This window comes from Gordonia heveisoli (assembly GCF_030315745.1).
GTDB lineage: Bacteria > Actinomycetota > Actinomycetes > Mycobacteriales > Mycobacteriaceae > Gordonia.
Genome location: NZ_JASXSH010000012.1, coordinates 93,709 through 120,105 on the forward strand (window position 1 = coordinate 93,709; position 26,397 = coordinate 120,105).

The window sequence follows — 26,397 nt, forward strand, 5'->3', positions numbered from 1 at the left end:
GCCGTCAGGCGACCTCGACGATCAGCTCGACCTCGACCGGCGCACCCAACGGCAGCTCGGACACACCGACCGCCGACCGCGCGTGCACACCGGCGTCTCCGAAGATCTCACCGAGCACGAACGACGCCCCGTTGATGACACCCGGCTGACCGGTGAAACCGGGCGCGGACGCGACGAAGCCGACAACTTTGACCACCCGCACCACCGAGTCGATACCGACCAGCGCGTCGACCGCGGCCAGCGCGTTCAGCGCACAGACGCGCGCGGCCGCGGTGGCCACCTGCGGATCGACGATGCCCTCCGCACCGTCGGACACCTTGCCGCGGGCGGTGAGCTCACCGTCGACCATCGGCAGCTGGCCGGAGGTGTAGACCAGATTCCCGGTCCGCACGGCCGGGGTGTAGCTGGCCACCGGCGGCACGACCGGTGGAAGAGCGATGCCGAGTTCGGCGAGCTTCTCGGTCCACGTCATCGCCTCAGCCCTTCGGACGCTTCAGATATGCGACATGCTGCTCGCCGGTCGGGCCGGGCAGTACCGACACCAGTTCCCAGCCGTCGGCACCCCACTGGTCGAGAATCTGCTTGGTCGCGTGCGTCAGCAGCGGAACGGTCACGTACTCCCACGCGGTCACTTCACTCATGGACCCAGCCTATCGGGTGAGACGTTGTGGCTATGGTGTTGCAGTGGCCAAAGAACCAGGCGCGCGCTCCGCATCCGCCGATGTCGCCGATCCCGCCGTGACAGCTATCCCCGCACCGTCGGCCGACGCGGTCGAGACCATCGTCGCGGCGAACACCTGGCCGGACGCGGCATCGCAGGCCCGACTGCATTTCGTCTCCGGGAAGGGCGGCACCGGCAAGACGACCATGGCGGCCGCACTGGCACTGGCGCTGGCGGCCGGCGGCAAACGCGTCCTGCTCATCGAATGCGAGGGCCGACAGGGCATCGCGCAGCTCTTCGACATGCCTCCGCTGCCCCCGACCGACACCCGTATCGCGACCGCCGAAGGTGGCGGTGAGGTCTCCGCGCTCGCCATCGACATCGAGCACGCACTGCTGGAATACCTGGACATGTTCTACAACCTCGGCTTCGCCGGCCGTGCGATGAAGCGGATCGGTGCCATCGACTTCGTCACCACGGTCGCACCCGGACTACGCGATGTCCTACTGACCGGAAAGATCAAGGAACGCATCATCCACACCGACAAGTCCGGTAAGCGGGTCTACGACGCCGTCGTCGTCGACGCCCCGCCGACCGGCCGGATCGGCAACTTCCTCGACGTCACCAAGGCGATGTCGGATCTGGCCAAGACCGGCCCCATCCGGAAACAGAGCGAAGGTGTGGTCGCCCTGCTGCACTCGCCGGACACCGTCGTCCACCTGGTCACCCTGCTGGAGGCCATGCCGATCCAGGAGACCATCGAGGCGGTCGCCGAACTCCGCGGCAAGGACCTCAACATCGGCAGTCTGATCATCAATCGGGTACGTCCGTCACACCTGCCCGAATCCGAGATCGACGACATCGCCGAAGGCCAGATCGACGCGGGCCGTATCCGGGACGGACTGGCCGCGGCCGGACTCAAACTCGGCGACGACGACTTCGCCGGCCTGTTGACCGAGACCATCGAGCATGCCACCCGCCTGCAGGCGCAGCAGGTCGCCAAGGCCCAGCTCGACGAGGTCGACCTGCCGCCCATCGAACTGCCCGAACTCGGCGACGGCGGAATCGACCTCGGTTCCGTCTACGAGCTGGCCAATCTTCTGCAGAAAGCGGGGGCGTGATGACGCTCGACCTCAAGATGGGGTCGGTGCTCACCGATCCGGCCACCCGCGTGGTGATCTGCTGCGGCGCAGGCGGCGTCGGCAAGACCACCACCGCCGCCGCGATGGCGATGTACGCCGCCGAACAGGGCCGCACGGTTGCGGTACTGACGATCGACCCGGCCCGGCGTCTGGCCCAGTCGCTGGGGATGTCCGAGCTGACCAACGAACCGCAGCCGGTCGAGATCGACGGCACCGGCTCGCTGGACGCGATGATGCTCGACATGCGACGCACCTTCGACGACATGGTCGTGGAGTATTCGACCCCCGACCGCGCCGCGGCGATCATGGAGAACTCCTTCTATCAGACGATGGCGTCGTCCTTCTCCGGCACGCAGGAGTACATGGCGATGGAGAAGCTCGGCAAGCTGATCGAGCAGGACCACTGGGATCTCATCGTCGTGGACACCCCGCCGTCGCGAAACGCACTCGACTTCCTCGATGCCCCGCAGCGGATGACGTCTTTCCTGTCCGGCAGGCTGATGAAGGTGCTGGTCGGCGGCGGCCGCGGTGTCGGACGCGTCGTGACCGGTGCGATGAGCCTGGCCATGCGCGGGGTCTCGACCATCATCGGCGGCGACATGCTGCGGGACGTTGCGACGTTCGTGCAGTCGCTGGATTCGATGTTCGGCGGATTCCAGGAACGCGCCGGCCGCACCTATGAGTTGCTCAAGCAGCCGGGCACCCAGTTCGCGGTGGTCGCGGCCGCCGAGGCCGACGCGCTGCGCGAGGCCGCGTTCTTCGTCGATCGGCTCTCCGAGGAGAACATGCCACTGGCCGGTCTGATCCTCAACCGCACCCATCCGAACCTGACGTCGGTCTCCGAGGAATCGGCACGGGTCGCGCTGGACTCGGCCACCGATTCACTGACGCGCGGGGTGCTGCAGATTCACGCCGATCGCGCCGCCACCGGAAAACGGGAACTGCATCTGTTGCAGCGGTTCACCGCATCGCATCCGCACGTGCCGATGGTCGGGGTGCCGTCGCTGCCCTTCGAGGTGGCCGACGCAGTCGCCCTGCGGGCCGTCGCCGAGCAGATCACCAGCCGCGGCTGAAATCGAACCGGCAAAGAAGTCGAACCGGTAAAGCAATGGGGTGCGGTCGTCGACCGCACCCCATTGTTCTGGTCAGACTGCGTCGGCGGTATGCCTGCGACGCTGCGCCTCGAAGAAGGACGACCACGAAGTGACCTCGGGATGCTGGCGGAGCAGCGCCCGACGCTGGCGTTCGGTCATGCCGCCCCAGACGCCGAATTCGACGCGATTGTCCAGGGCGTCAGCGCCGCATTCCAACTGGACCGGGCAGTGTCGGCAGACGGTCGCCGCCTTGCGCTGCGCGGCGCCGCGAACGAAGAGCTCGTCCGGATCTCCACCACGACAACGTGCTCGTGAAACCCACGCCAAACGTTCTTCTCCGGTCGAAACTGCCGCTGTCGCCATCCGTCGACCCCTGTCTGTCGGTATCCGAAACGCCGATGTGCCCGCTGCCGAAACCTGGTCAGTTGTCCGATATCCCGCGAGGGCTGCTCAGACCACATTTCCCGGTACTTGTTACGTGAGTCACATTCTGCACTCAATCTAAGGATCTGTGCATGGGCGCGCAAGTCCTGAACCGAAGAAAATGGCACATTCGTCCTAACCGTTACCGTTTCCGCAGGTCATCGGCCAAAAAATCATCTGCCCGGGGATTCCCCCACAACCACGGTGCGGGCTGACGTCCAGTTGCGACGATCACACGTATCCTGTCGGGTGTGATCTCGAAGAAGCTGTGGTCGCTCGCATGGGCGTGCCTGTTGTCCGGCGTACTCGTCGCCGGCCTCCTGTACCCGCTGGCGAGCAGTATCGGGGTCCTCTCCAACCGTGCGGCCGCCGCCGTCGAGAACGTCTCCTCGGAACTCCTTAACGGAACGCTGCCCGAGGTCACCACGATGACCGACGTCCGCGGCAAGCCCATTGCGGTGCTCTTCGACCAGTACCGCTATCAAGTCGGCTACAACGACATCTCGCCGAATATGGTCGGCGCCATCATCTCCATCGAAGACCGACGTTTCCTCGAACACGACGGTGTCGACTGGAAGGGAACCATCCGCGCGGCGCTGAAGAACTCGTCGTCGGGTGAGGTCCAGCAGGGTGCGTCGACCCTCGATCAGCAGTACATCAAGAACTTCCAGTTCCTCGTCCTAGCCCGCACCGAAGCCGAGCGGCAGGCGGCCATCGAGACGACCCCGGCACGCAAACTGCGCGAGGTGCGCATGGCGCTGACCATGGAGCAGTCGCTCATCGATCAGGCCAAACGCGACAAGGGCCTCAACGACGCCGAGGCGAAGCAGGAGGCGAAGAAGCAGATCGTCACCCGCTATCTGAACGTGGTGCCGTTCGGCAACAACGCGTACGGCATCGAGGCCGCCGCGCAGACCTACTTCGGCGTACGCGCGAAGGATCTCCAACTCGAGCAGGCCGCACTGCTCGCCGGCCTGGTGCAGTCGACCTCCGCACTCGACCCCTACGTGAATCCCGAAGGTGCCCTCGCACGGCGCAACACGGTGCTCGACACCATGATTCAGAACTTCCCCGGCCGCGCCCAGGAGATCCGCGACGCCAAGGAGAAGCCGCTCGGAGTGTTGCGCAAGCCGCGACTGCCGCAACAGGGCTGCATCGCCGCCGGGAACAACGGATTCTTCTGCGACTACGCCATGCAGTTCCTCGCCGAAAACGGAATGTCCCGGGACTCGGTGCTGCGCGGCGGCTACATCATCCGCACCACCCTCGACCCCGATATCCAGTCCTCCACCGTGCGGGCCGTGCAGACGCAGTCGAGTCCGTCGGCCGACGGCGTCGCCGACGTGATGAGCTCGATCCGCCCAGGAAAACGCAGCCACGACGTGCTGTCGATGGCCTCGAGCCGCAACTACGGACTCAACCTGCGTGCCGGGCAGACCGTGCAACCGCAGCCGTTCTCGATGGTCGGCGACGGCGCGGGCTCGGTGTTCAAGATCTTCACCGTGGCGGCCGCTATGGAGAAGGGCCTCGGCGCCGGATCCAGCATCCCGGTTCCCGGCTTCCTCGCCGTCGAGGGCATGGGTAACAGCAACGGCGCCAACGGTTGTCCGGCCGCGTCGTACTGCGTCAAGAACGACGGCAAGTATCCGGCCACCATGTCGGTCACCCAGGCGCTGGCGCAGTCGCCGAACACCGCCTTCGTGAAGCTGCTGCAGCAGGTCGGTGTGAAACCCGCGGTGGATATGGCCGTTCGGCTGGGTCTGCGCTCCTACACCCGCCCCGGGTCGTCGGGCTTCGGCGAGAAGAGCATGGCCCAGTACGTCAAGGACGGCAATCTCGGCTCGTTCACCCTCGGGCCGCTGCCGTTGAACGCCCTGGAACTGTCGAATGTGGCCGCGACGCTGGCCTCCGGCGGCGTCTGGTGCCCACCGAACCCGATCGCCTCGATCAGCCGGATCAAGCGCGACGCCTACGGCAACCCGATCATCGGCCAGGACGGAAAGCCCGCCTTGTCCGCGGTGTCGTTCAACGCGCCCGCCTGCGAGCAGGTCGTCGAACAGGGACTGGCCGACACCCTGGCGAACGCGATGAGCCAGGACGACAAGGGCGGCGGCACCTCGGCGGGTGCGGCCGGGTCGACCGGATGGACCCTGCCGAGTGCCGGTAAGACGGGCACCACCGAGGCGCACCGCTCGTCGGCCTTCATCGGTTTCACCAACCAGATCGCCGGAGCGGCCTACGTCTACAGCGACGGACCGAACCCGCAGGGCATCTGCAGCAGCCCGCTGCGATCCTGCTACGACGGCGACCTGTACGGCGGCATGGAACCGGCCCGGACGTGGTACCAGGCGATGAAGCCGGTGGCCACCAAGTACGGCGATGTGCGGCTGCCCCCGATCGATCCCGAATATCAGAACGGCAGCAGCCGTGGTCGCATCCCGCAGGTGTCGGGTCTACCGGCCAGCCAGGCGACAGCGCGGTTGCAGGCCGCCGGGTTCAAGGTGAGCGAGCTGGAGGTCGACAGCAGTCGGCCGCAGGGCACGGTGGTGTTCACCGCACCCTCGGATTCGGCGATGCCGGGCAGCATGATCACCATTTATGTGAGCAACGGCCGTCGTTCGACCACCGAACGAGGTGGCCCCACCGAGACCACGGTCATCGTGCCCGGAGTCGGTCCGGTCGTCATCCAGCTGCCGGGCTGACCGCGCGGGCGCCGAGCGACGATTGCCACGGCGCCCCCCACAGCGGTGCGTATCCTGATGTGATGGCCAGTCTCGACATCCGCCCCACGACCGCCCGATCGATCTCTGCCCGCCCCGCATCATGGGGTGCGGGTAAACGCGCGCTGGTCGGTGCCGCGGGGCTGGCGGCCGCCGGAGTGGCGTACTCGACGCTGATCGAGCGCAACGCCTTCACGCTGCGGCATACGACGCTGCCGGTCCTCGAGCCCGGCGCCGCACCGCTGCGCGTGCTGCACCTCAGCGACCTGCACATGCTGCCCGGTCAGCACCTCAAGCAGGCGTGGGTATCGGAGCTGGAATCGCTCGAACCCGACCTCGTCGTCAACACCGGTGACAATCTCGCCCATCCGCAGGCAGTGCCGTCGGTCATCCAGTCGCTCGGCGGGCTGTTGTCACGTCCGGGCCTGTTCGTCTTCGGGTCCAACGACTACTTCGGACCGAAGCCGAAGAACCCGTTCAAGTACTTCCGGACCGACCATCAGCGCAGCCACGGTGAACCGCTGCCGTGGCAGGATTTGCGTGCCGCCTTCACCGAACGCGGCTGGCTAGACGCCACCCACACCGTGCGTGAACTGGAGGTCGGCGGCGTCCGCGTCGTCGCGGCCGGAGTCGACGACCCGCATATCGAGCGGGACCGGTACGAGACCATCGAGGGCCGCCCCAACCCGCTCGCCCACCTGCGGCTCGGCCTGACCCACTCGCCCGAGCCGCGCGTGCTCGACCGCTTCGCCGCCGACGGCTACGACCTGGTGATGGCCGGACACACCCATGGCGGCCAGCTGTGTCTACCGTTCTTCGGCGCCATCGTCACCAACTGCCACCTGGATCGTTCCCGGGTGAAGGGCGCGTCCAACTGGGGTTCGACGATGAAGCTGCACGTCAGCGCCGGACTGGGTACCTCACCGTATGCGCCGGCCCGGTTCTGCTGCCGCCCGGAGGCGAGCCTGCTCACCCTCACCCCGGTGTCACACGGCGACGCCGACTTCGACGCCGATCAGTCACTGCCGCAGTTGGCCACCGAGATCAACTGATTCGCCTGCCCCCGCATCGGGGACCGTTCCGAACTCCTCGAAGACCTCGTCGGCCTCCCGACGCTCGAACAGCAGCCACCCGATCTCGGCGGCCACCGCAGCCACCGCCGCAGCCACCCACGACGCGGTGTGGAAACCGTCCAAGAAGGCACTCGTGGTGATCGATTCGAGCCGCTGACCGACCTCGCCGGGGATCGACTGCGCCACCTGCACGCCGGCCATCACCGAACTCTGGGCGACCTCACGGGCCTGCTCGGGCAGCGGCAGACCGGCGAGGTCGTCGGCGACGCGCGAAGAATAGACCGAGGCCAGGATCGACCCGAGGACTGCGACGCCTAGCGTCCCGCCGAGTTCGCGACTGGTGTCGTTCACCGCGGCCCCCGCGCCGGCCTGACCGGTCGACAGTTCGTTGAGCACCAGCAGGGTCGCCGGACCGGATATCAGGGCAACACCGGCGGCCATCGTGGTCATCGCAATGAAGATGACCGTCCAGTATGAGGAGTCGGCGTCGTACTGCACCGTCAAGCAGAAGCTGATCGCCATCACCAGCGAACCGAAGGCCGCGCTCCGCCCAGCGCCGACACGCGCCGCGAGCCACATGCTGGGTCCGGCCAGCACCGCCATCACCACCGCGAACGGAAGGGTCGCGATGCCGGTCTCCAGCGGACTGTAGCCACGCACGCCCTGGAAGTACTGCGTCACCAGGAACACGAAGCCCATCAGCGCGAAGAAGCCAAAGGCCATCAACAGCGCGGCAGCCGCGAAGCCACGATCTGCGAAGAGGCGAACCTCGAAGAGAGCGTGCGGATTTCGCCGCTCCCACAGAGCGAACAGCGCGATCAGGAGGATGCCACCGCCGATCCCGAGGATCGTGCGCGCCGACAACCAGCCGTGGCTCGGCGCCTCGATCACGCTGTAGACGAAGAGCGAGATCCCCGCGGTGGACAACAGCACGCCACACCAGTCGAAAGGGCCGATGTCGGGATTGCGGTTGGCCGGGACCAGGGTGGCCACCAGGATGATGGTCAGCGCCCCGGCAGGCACGTTGACCCAGAAGATCGCACCCCAGGAGTAATGCTCCAGGAGCCAGCCGCCGAGCAGTGGACCGATGGCGATCGCCACGCCGGCCACCGCTGCCCACAGTGCGACCGCCAATGCCCGTTCACGCACATCGTCGAAGATCACCACCACGATGGCCAGCGTCGCCGGGAAGACCAAGGCGGCGAACAGCCCCAGACCGGCACGTGCGCCGATCAGCTGGCCGAGCGTGCCGGACATGGCGGCCAGCGCGGAGAAGGCCATGAACCCGGCGACGCCGGCGAGCAGGATCATTCGTCGGCCGAAGCGGTCACCCAGGTAGCCGCCCGCGAGCAGGAGCCCCGCGAAAACCAGCGTGTACGCGTCGACGACCCACTGCAGCCCGCTGTTGTCGGCGCCGAGGTCGTCGGCGATCGTCGGTAGGGCGACGTTGACGATCGTGTTGTCGACGAAGATGAGAAGCTCCGCGAAGCACAATGCGATCAGTGCCGGCCACCGAAGCGAGCGGCGTCCCACCTCTGCGCTCATGTATCCCCCTAACCAATCTGATTACAGATGCATTCAGATAGTAAAGAGTGTCGGCCCCGATTCACGCGCAATCTCGGTGATCCCGCTCACAAGTCCTCAACGTGTCGTCTGACAGAATGGCAACGGCATGACGACGACCAGCAACCGCCCATACAACGGACTCGACACCGACGCGCGTATCGCACAGCGTCGGCAACGGTTGCTGGATACCGGCCTCGACATCCTCGGCAACCCGCTCGGCGACGACGAACTGACCCTGCGGACCATCTGCGGTCGCGCCCAGCTCGCCCAGCGCTACTTCTACGAGAGTTTCGCCGACAAGGACGTCTTCGCGGCCGCCGTCTACGACTGGGCGCTGACCGACCTGATCGACCACATCCAGCGGGCGCTCAGCGGCGCGAGCGCATCCGACGGCCCGCGGATCGGTATCGGCGCGCTGGTGGGACGGGTGGCCGCCGACCCGCGCGTCGGCCAGCTGCTGTTCAGTCCCCATCAGGTCAACTCCGTCGTGGTGGCCAAACGTTTCGAGTCGACGTCGACCTTCGTGAACTTGTTCAGCGCGGTGACCAGCCCGACCGTCGGCGGCGACGGCAAACCGCCGTTGGCCGCGCATTTCGTCGTCGGCGGCGTCGCGCAGTCCATCGCCGCCTGGCTCAACGGCGAGGTGTCGGTGACCACGGACGAGCTCGTGGACGAACTGGTCACGATGCTCGCCCGGCAACGCGTCGGCTGACCATCTGCCGGCGGTCGCGACTATCCTTGCCGCGTGGCCGCTTTCGACGACGTTCGAGTCCTCGCCTTCGACACCTTCGGTACCGTCACTGACTGGTTCACCGGAATCACCACCGCGGTCAGCAATGCGGCGCCGACCGTCGACGCCGCCGCCTTCACCCGCGCCTGGCGCACCCGCTACGCCCCGATCATGGGACGGGTCGAAGCAGGTGCGCTGCCCTGGCGGGGCCTCGACGATCTGCAGACCGAGACCCTGCACGACGTCGCCACCGAATTCGGGATCGTCATCGACGACGCCACTGCCACCCGTCTCGTCCGCGCGTGGCGCACCATTCCGGGCTGGCCCGACGCCGTCCCCGGACTGGCCCGCCTTCGCGAGCGTTACACCATCTGCGCATTGAGCAACGGCAGTGTCGCCCTACTGACCGAGATGGCCAGGCACAACCACTTCGGCTGGGATTTCATCGGCGGCTCAGACCTGTGGCACCACTACAAGCCGGCTCGCGAAACCTATTGCGGCCTGGCCACACTCATGGAATGCGAACCGTCGGAGGTGATGATGGTCGCGACCCACCAGAGTGACCTCGACGCCGCCCGCGGCTTCGGGTTGCGCACCGCCTTCATCGAACGCCCCGACGAGTGGGGCGGGGCACCGAAGGATGATTCCGGGTCGCCGCACAACGACGTCCACGCCCGGGACCTCATCGATCTCGCCGAGCGACTCGACGCGCCCTAACGGTCGCCGCGCTCCGCGGCGCCGTGCCTCCCAGCACCCGACGCGAAGCGAGCAGCCCCGGAGATTGCATCGGCGGCAAGGGATTCCATCCCATGAGCGAACTCGTTGCGCAGCGCATCAGCCTCGTCGAAGTCGTCCTGCTCGAGTGCAGACAGGCGATCATGCCGCAGACAGGTCTGCGGCAGCGCGGCCAGTTCATGGGCGAGCGCAACCGCAGCTGTCAGCGACTCACCTTTGGGCACAACACGATTGACCAGACCCATGGCCAGCGCCTCGGTGGCCTCGACGGCGCGGCCGGTGAGGATCAGATCGAGCGCCCGGCTGCGTCCGATGAGGCGGGGCAGGCGCACCGTCCCGCCGTCGATCAACGGCACCCCCCATCGCCGGCAGAACACACCGAGCACGGCATCGGCGTCGGCGACCCGGAGGTCGGCCCACAGGGCCAGTTCCAATCCGCCCGCGACCGCGTGACCCGAGATCGCCGCGATCACCGGCTTGCCCAGCTTCATTCGCGACACCCCCATCGGCGCATCCCCGTCCGGCGCGACACGATTGCCCCGCCCCGCGGCGATCGCCGTCAGATCGGCGCCCGAACAGAAGGTGCCACCTTCGCCGTAGAGCACCGCGACAGACTGCGCGGGGTCGGCGTCGAAGTCTCGGAAGGCCGTGGCCAGGGCGTCCGCGGTGTCGCGGTCGACGGCATTGCGCACCGTCGGCCGGTCGATCCCGACGATGGTCACCGGACCGTCGACTCTCACCGTGACTGTCATGGGCGCGACGATACGCCGCCGAAACTAGGGGACAAACGTTCTTCCCCGACGTTCCGCACGTTCCCCAGTTGCAACCCACGGACGAACACGAAACCCGAGGAGGAACGCCCCCCAGACGGCGATCACCTCAACTAGATGACAAGTGTCAGTTAATTGACAGTTGCGCTATAAGTGAACCAGCTCATAATCTTTCTGGCGTGGTAGAAGCCGTGCGGACCAGCCCCGACCGACGCGTACGCCGGTCGCGCGCAGCGCTGTTCGCCGCGGCGATCGACCTGGTGTCCGAACGCCGGACCACCGCGATCTCCTTGACCGAGATCGCCGCGGCCGCCGACGTGAGCCGTCAGGCGGTGTACACACACTTCGACGATCGGGATGCGTTGATCGTCGAGGCCGGTATCGACCTGCTCGAACGCGACCTGTTTCCACTGTTGAGCGAATGCGCCGAACACGCCTGGCGCGAGATGGTCGTGCTGGCAACCCGACACCTCGCGCAGCATCGGCAGTACTACCGCGCGCTGGGCACCGGCGCCTGCGCATACCCGGCCAAGCAGGCGGTCCTGGCGGCACTGGACCAGATGCAGGCCCGCCGGGGCGGTCAGTTGATGGATGGCCTGTCCGGTGATGTCGCAACCTTCGTGGTCGGCGGATGCTTCGCGCTGTTCACCCAGTGGCTCGACGACGACACACACGACCATCTCGATCCCGAGGCGATGGCAGATCGGCTACTCGGGATGGCGGGCGCAATGTTCGGTGCCCTGGGCGTCGACTGATCGTCGGCGTCCGATCCGCGCCGAAAGACCGGCGCACACCACCCCTATCGAGGAGGAAACCCTTGTTCCGACGTTCCGCCCTGCGCATTTTCGGCCCGGTGGCCGTCGCGGTGATGGCCGCGATGACCATCGGCGCCACCGCTGCCGCGACACCATCCAGCCCGGACAACTCGTTGGCGCCGGTCCCGTCGTCGGGGTGCAAGACGAGCACTGCGGCTCCCGGTCACTCGATCCACCCGTTCTCGGCGGTGGGCCGCAGCGGCGACTATCTTCTGGAGGTCCCGCGGGTCGCGCCGCGGACGCCGGTGCCGGTGGTGTTCGACGTGCACGGCTATCTCCAGCCGGGCGTGATCCAGAGTTCGTGGAGCCAGATGGCCGACTACGGCGCTCGCCACGGTTTCGCCGTCGTGACGCCGGAAACCCATGTGCTGCCGCCAAAATGGGATATCGGTGAGCACGGTCGGGACATCGGCTTCTTTGCTGCGCTGCTCGATCATGTCGAGAAGACGCTCTGTGTCGACAAGCGTCGGGTCTACATGACCGGCCTGTCGATGGGCGGCTTCACCAGCTCGTCGGTCGCCTGCCAGCTCGCCGACCGGTTCGCCGCCGTAGCCCCCGTCGCCGGCCTGCAGAACTACACCTGGTGCAAGCCGTCGCGCCATGTCCCGGTCATTGCCTTCCACGGCACCGGCGACGAAATCCTGCCTTACAGTGGCGGAATCGGCCCGCGCGGCAAGTACCTACCCGCCCTCGACGGATCGCTCCGGACAGCGGGCCAGGAACAGGCCGACAGCCGCACGTACCCGAAGTACTTCCCGAGCCGCAGCAGCATCCCCAACCAGACCGCGGCCTGGGCCGCTCGTAACGGATGCGCCGCCACGCCCACCACCCGCAAGGTCACCCGCGACGTCTCGCGGACCGTCTACCGTTGCGCCGCAGACAGTTCCGTCGAGCTGTACACCGTTTTCGGGGGCGGCCACAACTGGCCCGGCGGCGACCCGACACTGGCCGTCACGCCGATCACCGGCCCCATCACCTCGTCGGTCAGCGCCACCGCGATCATCTGGGACTTCTTCCGAAAGCACCCGCTGACCGGGCCGGTTCGCTGAGGTAGGCACTCGTCGCGGTAGCGACCCACGAAAGTCGGGGACGAATGATTCGTCCCCGACTTTCTGCATCTCCCCGAGTTGCAACCCACGGACGAACCCGAAAGTCGGGGACGAACGTCGCTTCATGGCGGCGGGGCGGTCGGGGTGTACGACGACCCGGCACCACGCAGCCACGTTCCCCGAAGGTCGGCGATGAACACTCTTCCCCGACTTCCCGCACATCCCCTAGCTACAACCCACGGACGAACGGAAAAGTAGGGGACGAATCTTCGTCCCCTACTTTCGGTAGGTCCGGCCCGCAGAAGGGCCGCCCGCAGAAACGAGGAGGCCCTGGCCTGCGTTTCCGCAGGCCAGGGCCTCTACTGCTTCTCAACCAAAGCGTCGGGGTGGCGGGATTCGAACCCACGACCTCTTCGTCCCGAACGAAGCGCGCTACCAAGCTGCGCCACACCCCGTGTGTAGCCTGCGATAGCTTACCCCCGACGACCGCCGACTACTAAATCGGCTGCTCAGAGGCACGCAATCGGGTGGATCTGCACTGCCGGCCAGAACCGGTGTCGGCGGCCGCGGCCAGCGAAATCATCCTTTTCGGACGATTCCACACCCTGACGTATGGGCGACGATGAGGACGCTACGCCCGTCCGGAGTGGAAGCTTCCTTCGAAAGGACCCCCCATGAGCAACCCATACAGTGCGCAGGCGGAGTCCTCCGCCAAACAGGGATTCGCGTTCGGCATCTCGATCGTCGCGGCGGCCTTACTGTTCGTCGCGAGCCTCATCGCGTTGTTCCAGGGCATCTCGGCCATCGCCAAGGACAAACTGTTTGTCGCCACGCCCGACTATGTCTTCCAGTTCGACCTCACCACCTGGGGCTGGATCCATCTGGTCCTTGGCATCATCGGCCTGCTCGTCGCGGGCGGCCTAGCCTTCGGAGCCGGCTGGGCACGCGTCTCGGCGATCATCATCGCCTCGATCTCGATCATCGCGCAGTTCCTGTGGCTGCCCTACTACCCGTGGTGGGCGATCCTGATCATCGCGATCGATCTGATCGTCATCTGGGCGGTGGCCACCTGGCAGCCCAACGACCTCACCTCCTGATCGACCAGTCCGCCCCCCGACCGCCAACAAGGCGGACGGGGGGCGGGTGTATGTCTGCCGACGCTCAGCCCTGCCGGAATCGCCGGGCGTAGTCGCGCAGGAAGAGCGCTTCGACGAGGGCCATATGTTCGATCTCCGTCGGATCGACGCTCTCGTTGGGGGCATGTATCAAGCACTGCGGTTCCTCGACGCCCATCAACATGATCTCCGCGTCGGCGAAGGTGCTCTGGAAGACGTTGCACAGCGGGATCGACCCGCCCTGCCCTTGTAGCAGTACGTCGGTGCCGTATGCGGTCTGCATCGAATCGACGAGGGTGTCGTAGCCGATGCCCTCGGTCGAACCGACGAAGGGTGAGCCGACGGCCTCGCGGTCGAAACCGACCCGCACATTCCACGGTGCGGCCTGCTGGAGGTGGGTGATCAACGCGTCCTGCGCATACTGGGAGTCCATACCCGGTGGCACCCGAAGGTTGAGACGGGCCCGGGCGCGCGGAACGATGGACGCGGATGAGCCGACGACCGGCGGGCAGTCGATCCCGAGCACCGTCAAAGCCGGTCGTGCCCAAACCATTTCCGACACCGATCCGGAACCGACGAGATCTACTCCGTCCAGCACGGTGGCATCGGTGCGGAACTGCTGCGCCGGATAGTCGACGCCGCTCCACACCTGGGTGTTGTCCAGCCCCGCAACGGTGGTGTTGCCGTCGGCATCCCGCAGCGTGGCGAGCATGGCGATCAGCGCCGCCAACGCGTCCGGCGCGGCACCGCCGAACATGCCGGAATGCATCGCCGATCCCAATGTTTCGACGGTGACGACCACATTCGCGATGCCACGCAGGGTGGTGGTCAGACTGGGCTTTCCGACGGCGAAATTGCCGGAATCGCAGACCAGAATGGTGTCGGCCCGCAGCAGGTCGGCATTCTTCGGGACGAAGTCCTCCAGTCCGCCGGTACCCTGCTCCTCCGACCCCTCCCCGATGATCTTGATGTTCAGCGGGATATCGCCGGCCAATGCACGCAGCGCCGTCAGATGCATGGCGATGTTGCCCTTGCAGTCGGCCGCACCGCGCCCATACCAGCGCCCGGACCGTTCGGTGAGTTCCCAAACAGGCGAATCCCATTCGTCATCACCGAGCGGCGGCTGCACATCGTGATGGAAGTAGAGCAGCACGGTGGGCGCGTCGTCGGGGCCGTCGATGTGACCGGTGACCGCCTTGCTGCCGTCCGATGTCTCATGTTCGGCGGCATCGGCGACGCCCACCGCGGTGAACGCCTCCAGCAGCCAATCGACCATGCCCTGGCATTGCTCGGGTGGCGACTGCTCCGGATCATGCACCGAGCGGAACGAAACCATCTCGGTCAGATCCGATTTCGCCTGCGGCATAAGTGTGCGTACGCGTTGCGCCAGGGCTTCGTCAGTCATCTGTTCACCTCGTCTAGAGCGGACGTCTTTCAGCTTGTCACGTTTGCGGTCGTGCGTGGTCGCGGTCTGCGTCAGGGTCCTCGCCGACCGGGGACGGTGCCGGCCACAACCGCCAGACGATCAGCGCTGCGACGATGATCAGCACTGCGGTGATGAGCATCGTCTGGCCCAGTCCGCGAGAGAATGCGTCGACGACCACAGCGGTGACCTTGGCCTGTAGGTCGGCAGGCAGGCTGCTCAGCGCATCGGCGAAGGAGGACGAGTTGACCAACGCCGCATGGGCCTGGTCGATCTCGGCCTGCGACATCCCCGAATCCTCCACCACCCGATGCGAATCCGCGACGGTCAGACCACGAGCGAGAGCGGCCAGCACTGCCACACCCAGCGCACCGCCGACCATACTCGACATCTTGAACACTCCGGCCGCTGTACCCGACAGCCGCTCCGGTACATCGCCGACCGCCGTGTTGGAGACCGGTGTCGACAGCAACCCCTGCCCGCAGCCAAGGACTATCAGCGCGACGACGACGAGCCACATGGAGCTGTCGGCATGCAGCGGGAACAACGCTGCCATCCCGATCGCGAGCACCACCAGACCGACGAGTACCGGCTTCTTGCCACCGACCCGGCTGTCCATGCGGCCACCCAGCGGGATGAGGGCGAAGATTCCCGCGGTAGCGGGCAGCATCAGCAACCCCGCGGTGACCGCACTGAATCCGCGAGCATTCTGCAACCACAACACCAGCACATAGCTCATTCCGGCGTAGGCGAGGTTCATGGTCAGGTTGGCGGTCAGCGCGCCGTCATAGGGGCGTAGCCGGAACAGTGACAGGTCGACGAGCGGTTCACGAACCTTGCGCTCGATCATCACCCAGCCGATGCCCAGCACCACTGTCGCCACCAGCAGCCCGACGACGACCGGGCTGGTCCAGCCGGCGACCGGACCGTCGGTCAACGCGTAGAGCAATGCGAAGACCGCGAGTCCGATGGTCGTCAGTCCCAGCCAGTCGATCCGACGGCTCGCCGACGGATCGCTGGATTCCGGTGTGCTGAATCTGATCCCGACGACTGCGAGCGCGCCCAGCGGAAGATTGATCCAGAACAGCCAACTCCATCCGGGTCCGTCGGTGATGACCCCACCGATCGCCGGGGCCAGCGCCTGACCTCCCCAGGCGACGGCCTGCCAGATTCCGAATGCGGTCAGTTGGGCAGCACCACCGAACTGGACAGGTATCAGCGCGAGAGTGGCAGGCAGGATCAGTGCCGCACCGATACCCATCAGGCCACGGCCCCCGATCAACGCGGGCACTCCCGATGCCAGTGCCGCGACGATCGAGGACAACGCGAAGACGACGATCCCGATCTGGAGAACGCGACGCTGTCCGAAGATGTCCCCGAAGCGACCCGCCGCAACCACCAGGGCACCGGCGGTGAGGCTGAAAGCGTTATTGGCCCACTGCAAACTGCTCTGATCGGCGTGCATCTCGTCGGCGACGGTCGGGGTGGCGACACCAAAGTCGGCAAAGGCCAGCCACACGAGACCGGCAGCGGTACACGTTGCGGCCAGCGAGACCCAACGTCGCGCGGAGGTGTCCATGGCCGGTTGCGTCACCGTGCGTAGCGCTGTTCGTCGATGAAGTCGCGAATGTTCTGCCGGTTCTCCGGGCAGTAGATGTCGACGATCAGCCGCATTCCCTCGAAGACGTTCTCCGGCAATATGACCGCGCGTGTGTAGAACGCTCCGCCGACGGCCAGCTCTGCTTTGAGGTAGCCGAGTTGCTCGGTGCTCGACGTCGCCTCACAGACATTGCCACCGTCGTCACCGAGCACTTTGGCGACCTCTTCGGCCGACGCCGGTGTCGCGAGTCCATTCGCCTGGAACGCCCCGATCAACTGGTTCGCTTTGGCGACCGCCTCGGCGTTGTCGCGGTGGTAGTCGTATGTCACCAGCATGACGACGAGCAGTACTAGCAGCACACCTCCGACTGTCCAGTAGATCACCTTGTGGCTCATGCTGTTTCCTCCGAGACGTGGTCGTCAGCGATCTTCCAGCTGGCTTTTCGTAACGTGATCAGCAGCCACGGGATGATCAGGCCGAGGATCGCGATACCGCCGCCGACGATCCCGACGAACAGCCAGGGACTACCGTCTCCGAACTGTGATGGGGGTACGAAACTGATCGCGATGGCGGCGAGCGATGCGATGAACCCGACCGCACACAGCAGCGGCAGCGCGGGTGCACGGTAGCCGCGCGGATGATCCGGTGCGATCTTGCGGAGGCGGTAGGCCGCGATGAACAGCCACAGGTAGACCAGCAGATACACCGATGTGGTGATGGTCATGAAGATCCAGTATGCGTTGGAGACCGCAGGCACGAGCGCGAAGAGCAGGGCCAGTAGCGTGGTGACCCAGCCCTGGACTACCAGGATGTTCTGCTGTACACCAACCTTGTTGGTCTTCTGGAAGTACGGCGGAAGGTATCCGCCGTCCTTCGCGACGAGCAGCAGGCTACGTGACGGCCCCGACAACCAGGTCATGAAGCCTGCCAGCGAGGCAATCACGATGGCCAGGCCGATGATGGGCACCAGCCACTGCATCCCGAAGTGGGCGAAGACCACCTCGATCGCCTGCATGACGCCCGCCGTCAGGCTGATCTGGTCCGACGGCACCACCCACGAGATCGCCAACGGCGGCAGGATCAGGATCACCAGCACCAGCAGCACTGCGACGAACATCGCGCGCGGGAACTGCTTGGCGGGATCCTTCAACTCGTTGACATGGACGGCGTTCATCTCCATACCCGAGTAGGCGCCGAAGTTGCTGACGATGAGGACAATGCTGGCGATTCCCGTCCAGGCCGGCAGGATATGACCACCGTCCATCGGAGCCGCCGACGGATTGCCCTGCAGGAGATAAACAATACCGAGAATGACCAGAAGTGCGCCGGGGATGAGGGTCCCGATCAGCACACCACTCGACGCGAGTTTCGCAATCACCCCGATACCGCCGCGCAGCGCCAGGAGTACACCTGACCAGTAGACGACGATGATGACGACCGCGGTGAACACACCACTGGACGCCAACGACGGATTGATGACGTAGGCCAGGGTGCTGGCCACGAATGAAAGTAGTGTCGGGTAGTAGAAGATGGTCATCGCGAACTGATGCCATGCGGCCGCGAATCCCATATTCGGCGAAATTCCTTCTGTGACCCACCGATACACACCACCGGACCACCCCGAGGCCAGTTCGGCGGACACCAGAGCCGTGGGAACGAGGAAGACGATCGCGGGCAGCACATAGAGGAATACGCAGGCCAGGCCGTAGACGGCCATCGTCGGCGCCGGGCGCAGACTGGCGACCGACGAAACCGTCATCAGCGACAGCGCGGTCCAGGTGATGTAACTCGCCGCCGGGTGTTTGGCCAGCGTCTGCGCGGCCGCGCCAGGTTGTTTGATGCCGGGTGACGGTTCGGCACTGGGTGTTTCGGCCATGCGCATCTCCTCATCGTCACGGCCGCCACCAACACCCTCGGTGGCGCGGGTGTCCGACGGTCGGCTCCGGTCGACGTTGGGTAGCATCGCATCCGTCGGGGTACGGACACATCACCCGCTCGGGGTGATCTTGCCCGACGACGCTCCGGACAGCCATCGCGGCGAGAACAGGCCCGATGCACCTGCGTTGGCGCGGCAACCGGTCTATCGTGCGGTGGTGTCCACCAATTCGTCACCGCCACTGCTCATGTGGCGGTGGCTACCCGCCGGGGCGGCCCTGGTTGCCGCGCTGCCGGCGATCGTGGCGGCCGGCGTCGTCGATGTCGGCGCCGGCGCAGCCCTCGGTATCGGCATGATTCCGGCGCTGGTCGTCGGTATCCCGGCACAGCGCCGGAAGCGGATCGTGATATTGGTCGCCGCGCTGGTGCTCGGGGTTCCGATCCTGGTCGGCGCCTCGGTGTCACCCTGGCCGCTGACCGCGCTCGCCACCCTTCTTCTGCTGCCCCCGCTGGCGGTGTTCATCACCGGCCGCGCACGCGCACAACGACTCTCAACCCTCCTGGTGGTACTGGCACCGGCGTTGATCGGCGTCGGTCTCAGCCTGGACGGTTTCACCTCCGGGCTACGTGTCACCGCTCTGTTCATCGCCGGTTCCATCGTCACCTTCGCCGTCGCCATCGCCCTCCCGCCCGCGTGGCTCGCCGCCCCCGCTCCCCGCGCCGACCCACCGACACCCACGATGGCCTATGCCTGTCTGGTGGGACTTGTCGGTGCGATCACCGCGGGCATCGGATACGCGCTCGACTTCGACCATGTCGGATGGGCGTGCGCCGCCGCCCTGCTCGTGATGAGACCGCAGGCACGACTGCAGGAATGGCGTACCGCCGGGCGTTTCTGCTCGGTGTGTTTCGGTGCGGTGAGCGCGGGCATCTTGATCGAATTCGATTGTCCACCATGGGGTATAGCCGTAGCCATCGGCCTGGCACTAACACTCGCCGCAGGCACCAGGGGCAGCCGCTGGTACATCCTGCCGACTTTCACCACCTTCCTGGTCATCACGCTGATCAGTTACCCAGATGCCGAGACCGCCGCCGGCCGGGTCGCCGAACGTGTCGGGGAGACCGTCCTCGGCCTGGTGGTCGCCACCGTGGTCGGATTCGGGGTACCCGCCCTCGGCCGTCGATGGAGACGGCATCGAAGCTCACCCGAGGAGGGTGGTGCGGTCGCGACCCCGTCCGGTCCATAGTTACATTCGACGACAACCTCAGGCGGCTGCGATGAACGAACCCTGCGAGTACGAATTCATTGTGGACGGCGCGGTTTCCGATCGAGTGCTGTTGCTGTTCCCGGAATTGACTGCGCGGGTCGACGTCCGGCATTCGTCGACGAGACTGACCGGAGAACTCACCGACATCGCCGCGGCACGCGGGGTCATCGCACGCATCGAGAGCCTCGGCCTGACACTGCTCTCGTTCCGGCGTTACCCCTGACGACCGCCCACCATCTCAGATCAGGCCGGCCGAGCGCGCAGCGGTGACCGCGTCTCGCCGGGTCCCCACCCCGAGTTTTCGATAGACGCTGCGGCAGTGCGTCTTCACCGTGTTCACCGACACCGCGAGCATCGCCGCGATCTCGTCGACAGTCCGGCCCGACGGCAGGAACTCCAGGACACGCATCTCCGACGGAGTCAGATGAGCCGCGTCGGGGACCTGATGCATGCGCACGACGCCCAGCACATGGGTGGCGAAGTCGTCGAGGTGACCGAAGGTCCCGATATCCCGGGCAAGTGCGTCGGCGATCACGGCGCCCGCTTCCACGTATTGCGCGACCATCCGGTTGGGTGCGGCGACGATCAGGGATTCACGCAAACCACGGTGTGTGCCGTGCACGTCGTCGCAGTGAGCGGACACATACGCGTGCAATACCCAGGCGGTGACGGCGGTTTCGACGTAGGCGCCATCGAGTTTCGGGAGCACCGGGGCCAGGGTGGTTCTGGCCGCGTCGAATCGGCCGTGCGCGCACTGTTCGATGGCCGTCGCGATCACCGTCTCGGGTGTGCGTCCGAAACTCGCCTCGGCACGGCCGACCAGAGATTTGATCCACTCCTCGTGCCCGACCACGGCGGCCATATTCGCGACTCGTGGTAGCAACACCATGGCCGGCAACGGATATCGCTCGGTCCGCAGCATCTCGGTCAGTGCCACCCTGGCCTGATCGGCGATCTCGAATCGTCGATCCGAATCCCGGAACTGCGCGACGAGCAGCACCAGCGCCGCGCCGGGGCCGGTTGCCCAGACAGCGTGCCCGGCCCACGACACCACTGACGGCGTCGTCTCGGTCAACGGCGGGTCGTAGGGCTCGCCGAGCAAATACTGTGCATTGGCGACCATGGCGGTGCAGCGGATGACCAGTCGGTCGGCCGACCAGCCGGCCTCCCGTGCTTCGGCAATCGTTTGTTGCGCACGCTCGCGCATCACCGCGACCCGGCCGCGGTGACCGGCGACGACGGCCTGCAACGCCTGTGTGCGCAGCCGCTGCAGCATCAGCCCCCACGCCCGGCTCACGGCCATCGCCTCCGTCAGCAACCCTTCGGCATCGGTGCGGTGCCCCAGCAGCGAATGGAGTTCGGCGAGTGCCAACAACGAAAGAACCCTGATTTCCGGCATCAGATCGATCGGAGGTGACGTCAGCGCGCCGATCAGGCCGACCGGATCGTCGCCGACCCGACGCCGCAGCGCAACATCGGCGCGCAGCACCTGGCCGAGATACCGTTCGACTTCCGAATCCGTCTGATCCGAGCGGGCCACCTGCTCGAGATGGATCTGGGCGGTGTCGAAGTCGGAGTGTTCCACCGCCACCATGGCCCGGAGCAGGATTACCGCCGAGGCTCCGGGCAGCAACCGACACGCATCCTCCAGCAATGGCATGAGCCGGTCGGTCCGGCCCGCGACCACCAGCCGCACCCCGCCGGCCAGAAGGACGTCGCGCAGGAGATCACGGTCGCGCAGCGCCAGCGCGAGCAGCAGCACATCGTCGTCGCGCCGCTGCGCCAGCGACCATCCGACGGCCTCCCGCAGGACGTCGTCCTCTGTTCGTGCCCCCTCCCGCCGAAGCTCAGCGCGCAGATGTGCGCGGATCACCCCCGGGTAGGTCCGGTAACCGGGGCCGGGTGCATCCGCAACCGGGACCAAGGGAAAGCCACGCTCGGCGAGTCGCGCCAGACTCGTAGGTGCCGTAGGACCGCACAGTTCGGTGGCGAGCTTGTCGTCGAATCGTGGCAGCGCGGCGGTCAGGCACACCACCGTCCGCAGTTCGGCGGGCAACTCGGCGATGAGATCGCCGACCACCAGATCGGCGATCGGTCGCGGTGACCACTCGATCTCGTCGAGCACCGACGACGCCGCGCGCCCGTCCGCCAACCGCGCGGCCACCGACTGCACCAGCGAGATCCAGCCGGAGGTGAGCTCGCGTATCCGCACGGCCTCGGTCGTGGTCACCTTGATCCCCTCGGACACAAGTGATTCCGCTATCTCGACACTGGTCATCGCGAGATCCTGCTCGCCGATGCGGACAAATCGCCCCTGCCGGGCATAGGCTTCCCAGGCCAGCGGCGGATCGAATCGGCCACAGAGGATGATGCCGACACCCGCGGGTAGACCGTCGAGCAGATCTCGCAGCTCGGCGATCGCCACCGGATCGGTGATCGTCTCGGCATCGTCGGCGATCACGACGACGCGTACCGCAGACTGCCCGAGCCGCAGGCGAACCCAGCTCTCGTCACCTCCGGAGTTTGGGACGATCGACCCACTGTTGTTGCCGCCGTACACCTCCGGCACGTCCGGTGCCGAGGACAACAACCGGATGCGCATCCGACGCCACATCTCGGCGATGCCGGTCCGTACGTCCCAGCGCACGACGACTGTCGACGCGTCGACCGCGTCTTGCCAACGGCGCACCACCATCGACTTGCCGGTACCGGCGGGGGCGCTGATCAGAACGATCGAACCGACGCCCCCACGACCCGAAATCGCCTCGCCGAGCATCGTGTTCACTCGGGTGCGATGGGCGTCGACCCGGCGCGATCCAGCGCCGATCATCGCGCACCTACTTCGGCACACCGGCTTCTACCCGCCGGCACCGAGGTCGTTGACCTCCATCGTGCCTGCGTCGATCGCGGCGAGCATCGCCGCGTGGTCCTTCTCGTTGAGATCCGCATAGGCAACCGAGAACTCCGCTATCGCATCGGCGAACCCCTTGAGACTACCCAGAAACTCGGCGATCTGCGCTCTACTCGCGGTACGCGCATGCGCCATCGCCAACGTCTGCCCGCACAGTCGCGCATAGAGTTTCATGCTTTCTGGCTCGAGTGCCTCGATGACCACCGACCCCTTACCGTCGCGAAGCTGACGAACGTAGAAGTCGCGTCGCTCACCGTTCTCGTCGGTGCCGCCGGTCCAGCCGAGGAAGATGTCGCTGGACGCCTGCAACAGCCGCTGGCCGTCGACCACGCGCTGCCCCTCATGTGCATATCCGCTGACCGGGACGAAATCCGCGAGCACCGAGCGTTGTGCCTCTTTGACCTGCAGAAACAGCGGGTCGTCAATGCTCTGGCCGACCAGCAGGACGATCCACGCACGCGTCCCGACGCTGCCCACACCGACGACCTTGCGGGCCATCTCGACGACGGTGTACTGATCGAGCAGGTTTCGGATGTGCCCAGATACCGCGTCTCGATAGTTGCGCAGACGCTCATCCACCCGATCGGCGACCACCTGCGCGTCGTGTTCCGGATACAGTTCGGTGAGCGGGACGAGTAGCGGTGGGTCACTGAGGATTCGAAGTCGGCCGTCGGCGTCGACCTCACACAGTTTGCCGACCGCCTGCGCACTGTCGCGGTGCCGCGCCTTACGCAATGCCTTCTGGGTCCGCTCGTTGACCGCGGTGTCCAGCCGATTTCCGATCGTGGTCACAATGTCGTCGACATCCACGCGCGCGTACCAGCATTCGAGTGTGGTGCGGGACATGCTGGCACGCATGACCTTGCGGTAGGCCTTGGCAACCTCCTTGGCGTACCGCCGATTGATGTCGTCGTCGAATCCGTTATTTCGCCCGGCGACGACGAAACTCGCCGCCAGCCGCTTGATGTCCCACTCGAAGGGGCCGACGAACGTCTCGTCAAAATCATTGAGGTCGAAAACCATTCGCCGCTCCGGCGTATAGAACAGACCCAGATTGCTCAGGTGCGCATCACCACACAGTTGCGTCATGATCCCCGAGTTGGGCGTCGTGGCGAGATCGGCGGCCATCACGCCTGCCGCCCCCCGATAGAAGGTGAACGGGGTGGCGGCCATGCGCGCGTTGCGAACGGGCACCAGTTCGGCGACCCGGCGCATGGCTGCGGCGTCGAGGATGCTCAGCGGATCGGTGCGTTCCGCCGGAGTCGGGCAGGCGGCGATATCGAGGACGGAAATGGTGGCGGACATGGCATCTCCTTGCCAGAAACGGGCAAATCCGACTAACAATCCTGCGGAGGACGGCCCAACCGGTTCGGACGCCCAGACGCGACCCGGACCGGCAACAGAGTCAGGTGAATCCTCACCAGAGGGATTGTCCCAGCACACGCGCGGTTCGGCAGCCAGATCGGCGATGAGCCCCAGCTGTGACCTGCTTCACGGTCGGATCTCGGCAGACGGTACGGTGTGACCGTGAATATCTGGGGAGCCTCGGTGGGGTGGGGCCTGATCGCTGCCGCGATCGCAGTGGTCGCCTTCGTTCGCTATCGCGAACGCGAGAGCGTGACGCTCACCCGCCAGACGGAATTGGCCACAAAGCTACGCGAACTGGCCGGCGACGACGATGTGCGGCTCGCCGCGGTCGACGAGTTCGAGACCACGATCTACCAGCGACTGTTCTTCGCGTCGGTGGTCGCGCCGTGGATTCGCAGCGCCGCCTGGTCGCTCCTGGCGACGGTGCTGTCCGGATCCGGGGCGATCGCGCTCGGCCCCCTCGACGGAACCTTCGCCAACAGCCTCTACGTCGTCGCCATCGTCGCCACGGTGCTGTTCGGTCTGGCCACGCTGGCCTTCGTCGGGCTGGCCGCCTTCCACACCGCGACGACGCCCCGGGTGTCCTTCACCGACTCCTACGCCGACTACGACGAGCCAGAGCCCGCCCCGGCCCGAACTGCCATACCCACGCGGGCGACCTCTGCCGCTGACAAGAAGGCGACCGACAAGAAGCCAGCTGACAAGAAGGTGCCCGCCGAGGATTGAGTCCCGGCGCCGAGAAGCAAAACGAACGGGGTGTGTCCCGCCGACCACGGCGGAACACACCCCTTTCGCATGGTGGAGTGCGGGCGTCAGACCCGGACGGTCACCGTCTGGTCGATGTTGCCGCGAGTCGCCTTCGAATACGGGCAGAAGGCGTGCGCCGCATCGGCGAGTTCCTTGCCCTTGGCCTCGTCGACGCCCGGGATGTAGACCTCGATCGCCGCGGTCAGCCCGAAGCCGCCGTCGGCGGAGTCCTTGCCGATGCCGATCGTGACGGTGACGGTGGACTCGTCGGGCACCGGCGATCCAGCGTTCTTCGAGGTCGCCCGCAGCGCACCGAGGAAGCACGCCGCATAACCGGCCGAAAACAGCTCCTCCGGGTTACTGCCGTCACCGCTACCGCCCAGTTCCTTCGGCGGCCGCAGCTCCAGGTCGATCCGGCCGGTGTCGGACACGACCTCGCCGTCGCGTCCACCGCCGGCCGCCTTCGACGAAATCGTGTATGCCACGTCAATTGCCATGAGTGCGAATTCCTCCTTATCGGGTCCGCCGGGACGACGAACCTCATCTTGCGAAACCGTCCTACTGTCGGCGAAACTACCGGCCCATCAACAGCTGTCAATCAACAACAGTCCAGGCGCAGGCCAGTATTCCTGTTCTCATCGCGCCCGAAACATCTTCGACGGCTGCATCCGCGTCGACGGCGGCAGCCATCGGTCGACGACCCGTCGCATCGTCAGCAGCCCGGCCAGCAGCAACAGGGCGAACTCGATCCAGGAGATCACCACCATCGCCGACCACACCTCGTCGTAGCGGAAGAGCAGGTCGACGCCGATGGGTACGCAGAGCAGGTTGACGATGATCGTCGCGACGAAGAAGCTCCGGCACGAGCGGCTGTGATGATTGGCGATGGCGACCAGCAGCGGGTACTGGATCGCCAGCAGCACCACGATCATCACCAGCATGAACGGCGGGAAGAAGCCGGCCAGCGAATCCACGCGATCCTCCGGAGCCGAGTTGCGCGGGTCATCGGCCAGGCCGTCGAGAAGGCGCTGGCGCAACAGATCCGTGATCATCGACAGATTCAGGAAGCCGTAGACGACCAGGATCGCCCCGCAGATCGCGGCACCCCACCACGCGACCCGGGCGTGCACGACGAGCGGACGCGGCGGCGCACCGGGGTCGTCGAGCCGTCCGGGATAGAGCGCGCTCAAGTCACGATCGCGCGAGGTGCGGGCCATCTCGGCAAGGTCCTCGGCGTCGAGTTCCGCCTGGGTGGGGATACGGTCGGGGTCGTCGTCCCACTCCGCCCCGCGATCCGGTTGCTCCGCCATAC

The 26,397-nt window shown here is 66.1% G+C and carries 25 protein-coding genes and 1 tRNA gene; 12 read left to right on the forward strand and 14 right to left on the reverse strand.

All coding sequences use genetic code 11. The features are described 5' to 3' along the window. Window positions 1–4: 4 nt before the first annotated feature. Both QSJ18_RS12390 and QSJ18_RS12395 read right to left on the reverse strand, forming a co-directional pair. The gene (locus QSJ18_RS12390) at window positions 5–472 is read right to left on the reverse strand and encodes a RidA family protein (RefSeq protein WP_286326777.1); all 468 of its coding nucleotides are present in this window, start codon (window positions 470–472) and stop codon (window positions 5–7) included. A gap of 4 nt (window positions 473–476) precedes the next feature. Beyond that, complete coding sequence (locus tag QSJ18_RS12395) at window positions 477–641, reverse strand: DUF4177 domain-containing protein (protein WP_004022081.1); 165 nt, start codon at window positions 639–641, stop codon at window positions 477–479. A gap of 97 nt (window positions 642–738) precedes the next feature. Between QSJ18_RS12395 and QSJ18_RS12400 the strand changes: the two genes are divergently transcribed. Beyond that, window positions 739–1,782, forward strand: a complete 1,044-nt coding sequence (locus QSJ18_RS12400; RefSeq protein ID WP_286326844.1) for an ArsA family ATPase — start codon at window positions 739–741, stop codon at window positions 1,780–1,782. Beyond that, complete coding sequence (locus QSJ18_RS12405) at window positions 1,782–2,876, forward strand: ArsA family ATPase (RefSeq protein ID WP_286326778.1); 1,095 nt, start codon at window positions 1,782–1,784, stop codon at window positions 2,874–2,876. The genes QSJ18_RS12400 and QSJ18_RS12405 overlap by 1 nt, the downstream gene beginning before the upstream one ends. Before the next feature lie 72 nt (window positions 2,877–2,948). Here the strand turns inward: QSJ18_RS12405 and QSJ18_RS12410 are convergent, their stop codons facing one another. Beyond that, window positions 2,949–3,260: a WhiB family transcriptional regulator gene (locus QSJ18_RS12410; RefSeq protein ID WP_286326779.1), complete on the reverse strand. Its 312-nt coding sequence runs from the start codon at window positions 3,258–3,260 to the stop codon at window positions 2,949–2,951. Window positions 3,261–3,574: 314 nt separating this feature from the next. Here QSJ18_RS12410 and QSJ18_RS12415 point away from each other — a divergent pair, with 314 nt between their 5' ends. Further along, window positions 3,575–6,022 carry a penicillin-binding protein gene (locus QSJ18_RS12415; protein ID WP_286326845.1) on the forward strand — a complete coding sequence of 816 codons (2,448 nt, stop codon included), beginning with the start codon at window positions 3,575–3,577 and terminating at the stop codon, window positions 6,020–6,022. A 62-nt stretch (window positions 6,023–6,084) separates the two neighbouring features. Further along, window positions 6,085–7,092, forward strand: coding sequence for a metallophosphoesterase (locus QSJ18_RS12420; protein WP_286326780.1), 1,008 nt, complete (start codon window positions 6,085–6,087; stop codon window positions 7,090–7,092). Here the strand turns inward: QSJ18_RS12420 and QSJ18_RS12425 are convergent. Then, entirely contained in the window at window positions 7,060–8,658 is a 1,599-nt protein-coding gene (locus QSJ18_RS12425; RefSeq protein ID WP_286326781.1) for an MFS transporter, read from the reverse strand. The two genes, QSJ18_RS12420 and QSJ18_RS12425, sit on opposite strands and share 33 nt — an antisense overlap. 127 nt (window positions 8,659–8,785) lie before the next feature. On the opposite strand from QSJ18_RS12425, the gene QSJ18_RS12430 reads away from it, so the two are divergent. After that, complete coding sequence (locus QSJ18_RS12430; RefSeq protein ID WP_286326782.1) at window positions 8,786–9,391, forward strand: TetR/AcrR family transcriptional regulator; 606 nt, start codon at window positions 8,786–8,788, stop codon at window positions 9,389–9,391. A gap of 33 nt (window positions 9,392–9,424) precedes the next feature. Then, entirely contained in the window at window positions 9,425–10,126 is a 702-nt protein-coding gene (locus QSJ18_RS12435) for a haloacid dehalogenase type II (RefSeq protein ID WP_286326783.1), read from the forward strand. Here QSJ18_RS12435 and QSJ18_RS12440 read toward each other — a convergent pair. Then, complete coding sequence (locus QSJ18_RS12440) at window positions 10,123–10,896, reverse strand: crotonase/enoyl-CoA hydratase family protein (RefSeq protein ID WP_286326784.1); 774 nt, start codon at window positions 10,894–10,896, stop codon at window positions 10,123–10,125. The genes QSJ18_RS12435 and QSJ18_RS12440 overlap by 4 nt on opposite strands. 197 nt (window positions 10,897–11,093) lie before the next feature. Between QSJ18_RS12440 and QSJ18_RS12445 the strand changes: the two genes are divergently transcribed. Further along, complete coding sequence (locus QSJ18_RS12445; RefSeq protein WP_286326785.1) at window positions 11,094–11,669, forward strand: TetR/AcrR family transcriptional regulator; 576 nt, start codon at window positions 11,094–11,096, stop codon at window positions 11,667–11,669. A 62-nt stretch (window positions 11,670–11,731) separates the two neighbouring features. After that, the gene (locus QSJ18_RS12450) at window positions 11,732–12,778 is read left to right on the forward strand and encodes a CE1 family esterase (protein WP_286326786.1); all 1,047 of its coding nucleotides are present in this window, start codon (window positions 11,732–11,734) and stop codon (window positions 12,776–12,778) included. Window positions 12,779–13,159: 381 nt separating this feature from the next. On the opposite strand, the gene QSJ18_RS12455 is transcribed toward QSJ18_RS12450, so the two are convergent. Then, window positions 13,160–13,233: transfer RNA gene (locus QSJ18_RS12455), tRNA-Pro, on the reverse strand. Window positions 13,234–13,452: 219 nt separating this feature from the next. On the opposite strand from QSJ18_RS12455, the gene QSJ18_RS12460 reads away from it, so the two are divergent. Further along, window positions 13,453–13,875, forward strand: coding sequence for a DUF7144 family membrane protein (locus tag QSJ18_RS12460; RefSeq protein WP_286326787.1), 423 nt, complete (start codon window positions 13,453–13,455; stop codon window positions 13,873–13,875). A 64-nt stretch (window positions 13,876–13,939) separates the two neighbouring features. Here QSJ18_RS12460 and QSJ18_RS12465 read toward each other — a convergent pair whose 3' ends face one another. The 4 genes from QSJ18_RS12465 to QSJ18_RS12480 are packed head-to-tail and all read right to left on the reverse strand — an operon-like array spanning window position 13,940 to window position 18,792. After that, window positions 13,940–15,298: a dipeptidase gene (locus tag QSJ18_RS12465; protein ID WP_286326788.1), complete on the reverse strand. Its 1,359-nt coding sequence runs from the start codon at window positions 15,296–15,298 to the stop codon at window positions 13,940–13,942. A gap of 37 nt (window positions 15,299–15,335) precedes the next feature. Further along, on the reverse strand, window positions 15,336–16,895 hold the full coding sequence (locus QSJ18_RS12470) for an MFS transporter (RefSeq protein WP_286326789.1): 1,560 nt from the start codon (window positions 16,893–16,895) through the stop codon (window positions 15,336–15,338). A gap of 11 nt (window positions 16,896–16,906) precedes the next feature. Then, window positions 16,907–17,311 (reverse strand): hypothetical protein, encoded by a 405-nt coding sequence (locus tag QSJ18_RS12475; RefSeq protein ID WP_286326790.1) that lies wholly within the window; start codon window positions 17,309–17,311, stop codon window positions 16,907–16,909. Beyond that, entirely contained in the window at window positions 17,308–18,792 is a 1,485-nt protein-coding gene (locus QSJ18_RS12480) for an APC family permease (protein ID WP_286326791.1), read from the reverse strand. Before QSJ18_RS12480 ends, QSJ18_RS12475 begins: the two co-directional genes overlap by 4 nt. A 217-nt stretch (window positions 18,793–19,009) precedes the next feature. On the opposite strand from QSJ18_RS12480, the gene QSJ18_RS12485 reads away from it, so the two are divergent. Then, the gene (locus tag QSJ18_RS12485; protein WP_286326792.1) at window positions 19,010–20,038 is read left to right on the forward strand and encodes an FUSC family protein; all 1,029 of its coding nucleotides are present in this window, start codon (window positions 19,010–19,012) and stop codon (window positions 20,036–20,038) included. A 31-nt stretch (window positions 20,039–20,069) separates the two neighbouring features. Next, entirely contained in the window at window positions 20,070–20,282 is a 213-nt protein-coding gene (locus QSJ18_RS12490; protein ID WP_286326793.1) for a hypothetical protein, read from the forward strand. A 15-nt stretch (window positions 20,283–20,297) separates the two neighbouring features. Here the strand turns inward: QSJ18_RS12490 and QSJ18_RS12495 are convergent, their stop codons facing one another. Next, the gene (locus QSJ18_RS12495; RefSeq protein WP_286326794.1) at window positions 20,298–22,889 is read right to left on the reverse strand and encodes a LuxR C-terminal-related transcriptional regulator; all 2,592 of its coding nucleotides are present in this window, start codon (window positions 22,887–22,889) and stop codon (window positions 20,298–20,300) included. A 27-nt stretch (window positions 22,890–22,916) separates the two neighbouring features. Beyond that, window positions 22,917–24,275 carry a DUF2252 domain-containing protein gene (locus tag QSJ18_RS12500; RefSeq protein WP_286326795.1) on the reverse strand — a complete coding sequence of 453 codons (1,359 nt, stop codon included), beginning with the start codon at window positions 24,273–24,275 and terminating at the stop codon, window positions 22,917–22,919. Window positions 24,276–24,497: 222 nt separating this feature from the next. On the opposite strand from QSJ18_RS12500, the gene QSJ18_RS12505 reads away from it, so the two are divergent. Continuing rightward, on the forward strand, window positions 24,498–25,064 hold the full coding sequence (locus tag QSJ18_RS12505; RefSeq protein ID WP_286326796.1) for a hypothetical protein: 567 nt from the start codon (window positions 24,498–24,500) through the stop codon (window positions 25,062–25,064). A gap of 86 nt (window positions 25,065–25,150) precedes the next feature. Here QSJ18_RS12505 and QSJ18_RS12510 read toward each other — a convergent pair whose 3' ends face one another. Beyond that, complete coding sequence (locus tag QSJ18_RS12510; RefSeq protein ID WP_286326797.1) at window positions 25,151–25,582, reverse strand: organic hydroperoxide resistance protein; 432 nt, start codon at window positions 25,580–25,582, stop codon at window positions 25,151–25,153. A gap of 138 nt (window positions 25,583–25,720) precedes the next feature. Continuing rightward, window positions 25,721–26,395, reverse strand: coding sequence for a hypothetical protein (locus QSJ18_RS12515; RefSeq protein ID WP_286326798.1), 675 nt, complete (start codon window positions 26,393–26,395; stop codon window positions 25,721–25,723). Window positions 26,396–26,397 lie beyond the last annotated feature (2 nt).